10 protein-coding genes are annotated in these 9,838 nt (G+C 44.4%); all 10 read right to left on the bottom strand.

Going from position 1 to position 9,838, the window contains the following annotated elements:
- Nucleotides 1–79 precede the first annotated feature (79 nt).
- A complete protein-coding gene (locus tag QW71_RS35125; protein WP_039310374.1) occupies nucleotides 80–625 on the bottom strand; it encodes an RNA polymerase sigma factor in 546 nt (181 codons plus the stop codon).
- A gap of 143 nt (nucleotides 626–768) precedes the next feature.
- Nucleotides 769–2,784 (bottom strand): DUF5050 domain-containing protein, encoded by a 2,016-nt coding sequence (locus QW71_RS35130; protein ID WP_047014146.1) that lies wholly within the window; start codon nucleotides 2,782–2,784, stop codon nucleotides 769–771.
- Complete coding sequence (locus tag QW71_RS35135) at nucleotides 2,765–3,988, bottom strand: hypothetical protein (RefSeq protein WP_039310378.1); 1,224 nt, start codon at nucleotides 3,986–3,988, stop codon at nucleotides 2,765–2,767. Before QW71_RS35135 ends, QW71_RS35130 begins: the two co-directional genes overlap by 20 nt.
- A complete protein-coding gene (locus QW71_RS35140) occupies nucleotides 3,982–4,854 on the bottom strand; it encodes an ABC transporter ATP-binding protein (RefSeq protein WP_039310381.1) in 873 nt (290 codons plus the stop codon). The genes QW71_RS35135 and QW71_RS35140 overlap by 7 nt, the downstream gene beginning before the upstream one ends.
- A complete protein-coding gene (locus QW71_RS35145) occupies nucleotides 4,851–5,933 on the bottom strand; it encodes a hypothetical protein (RefSeq protein ID WP_039310382.1) in 1,083 nt (360 codons plus the stop codon). Before QW71_RS35145 ends, QW71_RS35140 begins: the two co-directional genes overlap by 4 nt.
- Before the next feature lie 138 nt (nucleotides 5,934–6,071).
- Nucleotides 6,072–6,479, bottom strand: a complete 408-nt coding sequence (locus tag QW71_RS35150) for a hypothetical protein (RefSeq protein WP_039310384.1) — start codon at nucleotides 6,477–6,479, stop codon at nucleotides 6,072–6,074.
- Nucleotides 6,480–6,889: 410 nt separating this feature from the next.
- Nucleotides 6,890–7,333, bottom strand: a complete 444-nt coding sequence (locus QW71_RS35155; protein WP_039310385.1) for a GatB/YqeY domain-containing protein — start codon at nucleotides 7,331–7,333, stop codon at nucleotides 6,890–6,892.
- 15 nt (nucleotides 7,334–7,348) lie between these two features.
- The gene (gene rpsU / locus QW71_RS35160; RefSeq protein ID WP_005547957.1) at nucleotides 7,349–7,522 is read right to left on the bottom strand and encodes a 30S ribosomal protein S21; all 174 of its coding nucleotides are present in this window, start codon (nucleotides 7,520–7,522) and stop codon (nucleotides 7,349–7,351) included.
- A 138-nt stretch (nucleotides 7,523–7,660) separates the two neighbouring features.
- On the bottom strand, nucleotides 7,661–8,020 hold the full coding sequence (locus QW71_RS35165; protein ID WP_039310386.1) for a histidine triad nucleotide-binding protein: 360 nt from the start codon (nucleotides 8,018–8,020) through the stop codon (nucleotides 7,661–7,663).
- A 780-nt stretch (nucleotides 8,021–8,800) separates the two neighbouring features.
- Nucleotides 8,801–9,838: SbcC/MukB-like Walker B domain-containing protein (locus QW71_RS35170; protein WP_039310387.1), on the bottom strand; the 1,038-nt coding region annotated here is incomplete at its 5' end.

A 9,838-nucleotide genomic window follows, 5' to 3' on the forward strand; every position in this document is an offset into this window, starting at 1 on the left:
CCTATTTTCATTCTAGGAGGTGACGCCGAGGCGTCATGGAAGTTTATACATATTATCCTAGCCAAATATCTACGTGCTGCTAAATCACTTTGCAGCAATCTTTAATCTTGTCTTTTAGTTTCTTCTTGACTCTATAAATTCTCGTAGTCACAGCAGTACTGGAAATATAATACTTCTCAGACAGTTCGATTATTGATAACCTGTTTCTGAAGTAATCATGATACAAATCATATTCGCTCTTGCTGAGAACACTCAACACCTGCTCACTTAGTTCTTTGATGTCATATGATTCTTCCAAACAAGCAGCAAGTTCATTGCCCTCACTGATGAGTTTTAATTGATCATCAAATACAATTTCATATTTTCTCTTGATATACATACCTCGATAACTATTCCGCACGAGATTTTTTGCTGTAACATACAGCCAACCCTTCACATTCGGATGATTTTGGAGCGTAACAATTTGCTTGCCGGCTTCAAGAAAAGTTTTTTGAGTACAATCTTCGGCTATATCGGTGAGATGTGACTGTCCTTTAGTTAAACGGGCGCAATATTTGTAGATATTCCTGATGTTTTGTTCACAGAGCTGCTCGTAGAACACATCTTGTTGCTTACTTTTCCACAAAACTCTCTCTCCCTTCACACTTTCCGGACTTTTTGGAACACCTCTACACTACCAAATGTCTATCCCTAGCATTTACACCTATTAATTGTATCTTTTTGGATTATATTTTACAATTGTATTCTCTTAGAATCCAAGCACTTCCTTCATAATTTTAATTCATACTCCTTCCTGTCATTCTTATTCACATAAAATATCGTCTGTTCCCTAAAAAAGAAGCTCACCACTGGCACATCGACCAGTTTTCGGGAAACAGATTCTCCGAGGTCATACGTATAGAGCTTGTAACGGTCTTTACGATTCACAAAAAACAATTTATTATCCTTCAGCAAAAAGGACCTTGTTACCATATCCGGAATTGTTACTTCAGATTGGGTTACGGTATCGTATTTAATGACATGTGAATTGTTGTTGACATAATAGATGGTCCGTCCGTCAAACGCTAAGCTGCCGATAGGCGAAATACGCAGGATAATTTTCATAGCTCCGGTCAACCGGTTGATGCTTCTAATTTCATCAGGTCCAATAAAATAGATATTTTTTTCATCCAGAAAAAAAGCCTGTATAGAGAAAAAGAAGGCAGCATCATAACTTTCTACCTTCTTTGCCTCTATAAAAAAGCTTTTCTCTAGGCTTAAGTTTTTTTCAAAAACAACTTGTTCATTAAAGGTACTCATGTCCACTTGGATAATAGAAAACCATTTTCGCTCTTCAAACTTCCTCTTTTTCTCTGAATCATATTTCATGTAATACACATAGCGCCCATTGCTGAATAATGAACTTTGCACTTGTGTCAAATCGGACATAGCGTTGCGGATAAATTCATGCTTCTTGCCTGTCTGCTTGTCTTCAAAGGCAATGTGAACGTTATTCAAATCCGTTTCGTCCAAATACAACCGGTAATTATTGTTCTCATATGAATTCCTGGTGGAAAAGTTATATACTGCGCTCTGCCCGGAAATTTGGGATGAAGTACAGCCGGACAATACAGAGACTGTCAGCCACATAAACAACAAAGTCCCGGACATTTTCCCTCTCAATCGTCCCGTTTTAATGCTCCATGCATTGCTGCGCAGGAACATTATCACTGCCAACATAATGAAGCAGAGCAGTAAACTCAGCCCTATCACGATACCCAACGTCGCTGCAGACAATTCCCGAAACACAGGGGTTAGTTGATCATTGAACGGATCGCGGCTGTATTCATTGCCACGCAGATAACCGGTTGACATCAGAAAACCAAGCGGAGCCGGTAAAATATATTTGCTGGATTCTAAATGAAATCCATAGTAAGGGATTAGAATGATCCCCGTGCAGGCAAAGAGGGTAAACGCGTAGCGTTTCATACATACGGAGACAAACAGAATTAACAGAGCTAAATATAAACTGCCAAACACCTTACCTGATGTCACCCATAGAAAAGCTTCAAATATCGTGCATTTTTTATCGGATTCAGCAAAATACGACAAGCTCTGAAGCGGGTAATCCCCGTAAACTAAGCCGTATTTCAACTGATAAAAAACCAAGTCCATACACGACGTCAACAGACTGAGCACCGCAACCGACAACAAAGCCAGACAAATCTTACAGGCACTCTGGTGGAATGTTCCTTTGCGCACCGTCAGAAGCAGCCTATCCATCTTGCTCTCATATTCATAACAAAACACCGGCGCCACTATCAGCAACACCAACAGCACCCAGAGCAAATCCAATGTCTCATTGGACAGTAATCCATCCCAGCCGTTTCTATACAGGAAATACCTGTCTTCTGGATGTTCACGTATGTACGTATATTGGTCGTAAATCAGTTCGAATCCCTTTTCGTTTTGCAGCAGACGCTCAAGAGGAGCGGCAACTGCCAGAAATTCCGCTTCTTCAATAACACCGTCGTAATAATCTTCCGTTATCTTCTGCTGCGATATTTTCGCATCAGATATCCTCGCTGCCTCCTCCAAGAGGAACTGTTCGGTAATCTCTGAATACGGCCCCTGAACCTGCTTAAGATAAGAAAAATAGAGTGGGGAGTTCATTTCGATATCAGGATTCACAGGTTTATCCATCAAAAACAGAAAAATCGCTTTCAAGAAAAGAAACAGCAGTATAAAGAGCAGACCTTTCTGCAAAAGAAACATCTTCTTCATTTCATACAACGAAGTTGACACGTTTCCCGCCACCCTTCCGCAGCGCATTCTTCTTTATACTTAATTTGATGCCATACAGAAACCCAATCCCCCATGCCACCGCCAGCAAGCCAGCAGCGATATAGAACGGTAAGGGGTAACCATGCAACGAAACAAATTCCGCTTTTCGAAAAAGATCACGATTGACTACCAATACAAAGGGGTTTATGAGTCTCATCAACATATGTCCCGAACCTGTAAAAGCCTCTTGCAGATAGATGCAGACAAATGTCAGCGCCAGTCCGGAAATAAAAGGAATCAGGGCATTCCGGAACAAGTTCGAAATAAACAAATATGCCAGTCCTGCTACAACCATTCCCGCTGTTTTTAAGATGCCGCACAGCAGGGCATATTGACCAAGGCTTATGTTTAGAGGGGTATGGACGAAATCCTCCAGAACATACAGAGGGGACGAGGAGGCATTCCATGAGCCAAATATAATATGAAATGTCGTGTAATCAAGGAACCAAAACCAGAATGAAACCAAACATATAAATAATCCCGATGCCAATAGCTTGGCGTATAGGATTCTGGAACCTCCTGCTTTGGTCGTTAATAACAACGATTCCATCTCTGTTTCCTTCTCTGTTAAAAAAACACCAATAAGCCCATACAGGCACAGCAGAAGAACCAGCAGCGCTGAGAAATTATATTGAACATAATAGTTATACATTTCCTTGTTTGAAAAACCGGTAATTTCTCTTCCCTCGAAGAGACTTGCAATGGCTGCATTTTTTCTTAACTCATACTCATTGCCGATGGACTTGAAGAAAGTAACATTCTCCTTTGCTTTGATTACCACTTCAGAAGCGTAAGCTTTATAGTCGTAGTTGTATTTCATCGGGTATACAAAGCAGTAGCGGAAAAAATTCCAGTCCTCATATACATTGCTCAACCGGGTACCTTCAGGACGATAGGTGATACTCAGCGTATGTTCTGCGGTCTGGTTCTCCATCGGTTGATATAGGGCCATAAGCTGCTTTATTTTCACATTTGTGATATTCCCGCCAAAAGTATGATATTGCTCAGTGTACAGTTCCTTCCAACCCGAATTTGCAAGCAGGGAGTTGCTTTCATACACGCTGTAGATTTTACCAATATTTATCATTGTGAAAAGCACTACCGCTATAATCAGAGTCCTTTTACGAAAATGCTTGTGCCATTCATAACAAATTAACTTTACCATTGGCCACTTTCTCCAAAATAATAGAGGAATACATCTTCAAGGTTACCCTGCACGTTAACCGCATTCTCATCAGGCTTCTTGTCATCAATCACCCGCAATTCAATCTCATTCCCCTTCCGCAGCATATTGCTGATCCTGTGTTGATGAAGCTGCCTGTCTAAAGTTTGATCCGTTGCAGACACTGTCCACACCTTGCCCGCCAGCCCATCAGTCAATGCTTGCGGTGTATCCTGCTTGAGTAACCTTCCATTCTTCAGCAAGATGACCTGGTTAGCAATAAACTCGATATCAGAGACAATATGTGTGGCTAGCAAAACAATCCTGTTCTCAGAAAACTTGGTGATGAGGTTACGAAAGCGGATACGTTCCTGCGGATCAAGACCTGCGGTCGGCTCGTCAAGAATCAAAATAGCTGGATTATTTAGCATCGCTTGAGCAATACCGACCCGCTGCCGCATCCCCCCTGAGAGTGTGCCGATCTTCTTGTCCTCAGCCGAACTCATATTGACGACCTTCAGCAGCTCTTTGGACCGTTGTTCTCCTTGTTGTCTGGGAATTCCTTTCAATACACACATATAATTCAGAAAATCAAGCACAGTAAAGTTTCTATAAAACATAGGATATTGAGGTAAATACCCGATATGATTTAGAAAATCCACGCCCAAACGTCGCGCATCTACACCATCAATTAAGATTTGCCCTTTATCACTTTGCAAAATGCCTACTAAAATCTGGATCAGCGTAGTTTTTCCGGCACCGTTAGTCCCTAGCAGGCCGTAAATTCCATTGTCCAGCTGCGCAGAGAAATCCATTAACGCATCTTTTCCTTTATATTGTTTGGAAATCTGACTGATACTCACCTTCATTTATCCGCACCTTTATAAATCAGCAGGGACGGTGTCTTTTCCAAAATGAGTACATCATCAGGAAAATCCTCCGCATTCAAGGGAACTGACACTATATAAAAGGTACTAAAATCCCCCAGATCCTCCAGATTGATTTCAGCACTGAGCACCTCGAGGTTCCCCTTCGTTAATGCCATTGCAAATGAAGCCTCTTCCCGGCTCTCTAAAGGCTTATGATTGAGGTAAATTGTATTTCTGTAGCGAATCCCCGGATGGCCAAACAGCTTTAAGGTTATTTGCAAAAGGCCGCTATCCTTCACCACGACATTATCCTGCCGTACAACCCCGTTTATAGACAATTCGCTATATACCTTTGAATCCAACATTTCCATACCATCTCCCCCCCCCCCATGTCTCTCCAACAATTCCTGAGTCACACGCTCGGTGGTTTGTCTCACATCCATTAGTCCGCCCTGCCGTAAGGTGGAGGGGATTTCAAACGGATCCGCATCTTGGTTGAAAAAGACCCCGCCTCCGGCTTCCAGGGTCGTCTGGTAACCTCCATATGAAGAGGTTACTTTCATATCCGGAATAAAGGCTGGATTGTATACACTAACGAACTTTATTGGCAGGAGTTCTCCCTTTTTACCGGTGACAGGAGTGAACATAAAAGTAAACGGAGTTTCTTTATTCTCCTCCAGTTCAAAGATGTGCATATACTCATAAACAGCTCCTGAAGAATCCAATTTATAAGGCTGCGCTAGTCCGTCAATAAAAAGCAGGAATCCAACATTCCTTGCCTTCCCTGATGCGGTAACCCTATAATCGACTGCCAATTCTCCTCCATTATATTGGATAGGCAGTATTCCCCCGGCTTCATCGACCTGCAAATTAACTGCGCGATGACTTATACTTCCTAAAACCACATTCTGTTCATTCATCTCGAATGGATTCTTTGACAAAGTGTCTGCCGAACCAGTCTGTGCAGTATCAGAGGGATCTGTTTGAATGGAGGTAGCCTTGTCCGAAGAACAAGCTGCTGCCAGTATCAACATTCCGGTTAGTGATATAATACAAATATACCTCCAAAATTTATTCATACTTCCATTCCTTTCTTATGATAAGGAATTATTCACTGCTTTGAATCCCCGTCAAAAACAGAAAAATGTTTATGTCCCAGCAGATAGAGAACCAGACTCTATCTGCTGACATAAACACACTTTGGTTAAATTTATTAATCAGTTAGTGATATTAGTGTAAGTATACACAGCCGAGGCTCCGTATGTGTTTCCGCCCTGGACTCCGTGCGTTCCATAAACAGCATAGGCATTCGAAGGCATCGGGGCTAAATTATCAAAAAACGTGGTTACCCCTCTTGTACTGTTAACTTGAGCTTTCGTGCCCACTGTACTGCCGCTCTGATTTTGTACTGTTCCATTGATCGTTAAGTATGCATTATCATTGTTATAGCTTACGAGTGTATGAAAATATGAACCATAATATGAAGCCGATAAAACACCTGTAAGTGTTCCATAGCCTGTAGCACTTTTAACGGCAGAATCGTCTGCGAAGACAGGTACGGATACCAGAGACAAACAAGCGGCAGTAGCAGCAATACGAAAAATTATCTTTTTGTTCAATTTCATATAAACTCCTCCTAAAATAATTTTGATCGTCCAACTTCAGCCACATAATTTAACCTTTCCACCCCTTTCGTCAACCAACTCCCTTCTCTATCGGAACCTTGCTGATATCAGTTCAATCTTTTTTTGTACTGCTATTAAGGTTTCCGAACATTAATAAGGGCAGACTAAATAGCCCCCTATCAATAACATTACACAAATGATAAGAAATCACATTTTTCTACATATTTTGTTAAATTATATGATGTACATAAGCTATGCTTGTATAGCCAATCAAGAGGATTTCAAACAATTGCAGGAGGGAAGAGCAAAGGACAGGTTCAAACGGGATTAATATAGCAGGGGTTCTTTTATGAGAGGGAGATGAGAAAACAACGAAAAACACCCCTAATTAAAGGGGTGCTAGCGTTATATTATTGCAGAAATTGCTGAACCGCCTGGTTCACGAGTTTACCATCGGCGCGACCTTTGACCTTAGGCATCAGTGCGCTCATCACCTTACCCATTTCACTTTTCGAAGAAGCACCGGTTTCCTGGATGGTCTGCTGTACAATTACTTTAATTTCTTCTTCGGAAAGCTGTTCAGGAAGATATTGAATGATAATCTCGATTTCTGCCTTAGTACTCGCGGCAAGCTCTTCGCGACCCGCTGCTTCAAATTCTTGGAGGGCATCTTTGCGCTGTTTGATTTCACGACTAAGGATATCAAGCACTTCGTTGTCGTCTAATGTTCTCTTCAAATCTATTTCAAGATACTTTATTGTAGAACGAACCATTCGAATGGTGGAGAGTCTGAACTTGTCCTTACTCTTCATCGCTTGCTTCATATCTTCGTTTAATCGTTCGCTAAGATTCATGCGTGGGTAATCCTCCTAAAACTTTCTCTTACGAGCAGCCTCAGACTTCTTCTTGCGCTTTACGCTTGGCTTCTCATAATGCTTGCGTTTCTTCACCTCAGCCAAGACACCATCTTTAGCAATGGAACGTTTAAAGCGACGAAGTGCAGCATCAATTGTCTCGTTTTTGCGAACTTTCGTTTCAGACACCAGTTTTCCCTCCCTCCGACCAGACCGTCCAAGAGCATAACAACACGGTTCATCAAATTTCATTATAGGTCAAACCTAAATAAGGTGTCAACCTTCGTGTTATTATTTTTTAGCCGGTCTGTTTTATTGAATTCCTGATTATGCGTGGGAAGCAGAATTCCCGACGAGGGCGCCGAGTTTGGCTCCGCCCAGCAGATGATAATGCAGATGAGGCACCGCTTGTCCGCTGTCCGGTCCGCAGTTGTTAATCAGCCGGTATCCGGTATCAGCGATTCCCAGCTCTACCGCAATTTGCTGTGCCACAGCATGGATCTCGCCGATCAGCGGCAGATCCTCAGGCGTGACATCATTCATCGAAGCGATGAACTTCTTCGGGATGATCAGCACATGCACAGGGGCTGCAGGCTCAATATCATAGAACGCCAGAACCCGCTCATTTTCGAATACTTTGCTCGCCGGGATCGACCCTTCGATAATTTTGCTGAACACAGTTTCCATACAACGCTTCCTCCCCAAAATTTGTGATGCAGAAGCTTGCATCCGGCACTTTCCGCGGTAAAATCTGTAGCACCGGCAGTCCTTATATTGTAAAAACAGGCGTATTCACGGCCATTTCCACTTCATAAAAATCCACCGCTCACAGGGGCTTGCCCTGTAATCATTAGCTCAGCTTTTGGCCGGCGGGGCGCATTAGCCTGAATCTGTTGGTTATTCCGGCCTGATCCGCTTCGCGACAAATATAGTTTATGGCTCTAATCATACAGGAAATTGAAACATAACGAAAGGTGGAGTCCAAGCATAAAGGCTGCCTCAGGGAGAAGAAAATGAAATAAGGACAAAGAGGACAAGGCTGTATTATAACAGGCAGCATAATCCTGGTGCGGTGGAGCGAGGATGTAAGGCATAGAAATTTCCATTCAAAAAAAGACAAAAAAAAGAAACACCCTTCACAGCTCATAGGAGCTGCTTCGGCGGCGGACGTATGAGAAGGAACAAATTCCCTGTCATACGTCCGCCGAGGTGTTTCAAATGATGTCGGCTTAGCTGTATTATAACAGGGGGTTGAAGGTGTATCTGTGGAAATTTCCATTCAAAAAAAGACAAAAAAAAGAAACACCCTTCACAGCTCATAGGAGCTGCTTCGGCGGCGGACGTATGAGAAGGAACAAATTCCCTGTCATACGTCCGCCGAGGTGTTTCAAATGATGTCGGCTTAGCTGTATTATAACAGGGGGTTGAAGGTGTATCTGTGATCGTTGTCACATTCAACCCCGCCTTTCACATTTTTTCCAAAAGAATGGTTGAACCCCCGCCGCCCTGCTCTGCAGGAACTACAATCAGCTTGCGCGGCAGACGGGCACGAAGCTCGGGAACATGGCTGATGATGCCTACGGACAGCTGGTCATTGTGCAATCTTTCCAGTGAGGTTATCACGGTATCGAGCAGATCCGGGTCCAATGTACCGAAGCCCTCATCCAGGAAAAAGAATTGCAGCGGGTATTGTCCGCGCAGCTGAATCTGAGCTGACAGGGCTAATGCCAGCGCAAGGGAGGTCAGGAAAGTCTCTCCGCCGGAAAGCGTGGAGACCGGCCGTTTCATACCGCCGTTCCCGTCATCACGGATGACAAAACCTCCGCCGGAGTCCACTTCCAGCGCATAACGCTGCTTGCTCAGGAAACGCAGGCGCTGTGAGGCAGCCTGACATACCTGCATCAGCTGTTCTTCTGCTATATATTCCACAAAGGCGTTGCCGCGCAGCACCGTCTGCAGCTTGGACAAGCGCTCCTGCATAGCAGCATGTCCTGCCCGCAGGCCTTCAAGCTCCATCCAGCGGATGTGCCGCTGCTGCAGATCCTCCAGATCACGCTCCGCACGTGCGCGGGCCTGAAGTGAACTCTCATCCTCTTCCCTGCACTTCTGCAGTGACTCCTGGCTCTCCTGCCACTCCTCACCGCTAAGCACAGCACCATCCAGCTTCTCCTCTATGCTCCGCAGCTGCAATGCACACTCCGCTTCCTCCTCGCGGTGAGCCCGCACCCGTTCAGCCGCCTGTGCCCGCTCAGAGGTCTCCAGCGACGCGGCTTCAACCTCAGCGGCTGAAGTAAACGCCGAAGTCTGCAGCGCCTCCTTCCACTGGGAGTCGGCTGCCGTATAATGCTCATGGGCAGACTCTGCCGCCTGACGGGCAACCGCTGCTTCCCGGGTCTGCTGCTGGGCGTTGTCCGCCGCCTGGTGGTGCTCCTGCCGGCTGCGTTCAAGCGCAGTCTGAAGCTCCAGCAGCCTGCGCTCGCATTCCGCCAGCAGTGCCGCCGGCGG

Origin of the sequence: Paenibacillus sp. IHB B 3415 (assembly GCF_000802655.2) — a bacterium.
In the GTDB taxonomy this organism is placed as follows: Bacteria; Bacillota; Bacilli; order Paenibacillales; family Paenibacillaceae; genus Paenibacillus_AQ; species Paenibacillus_AQ phytohabitans.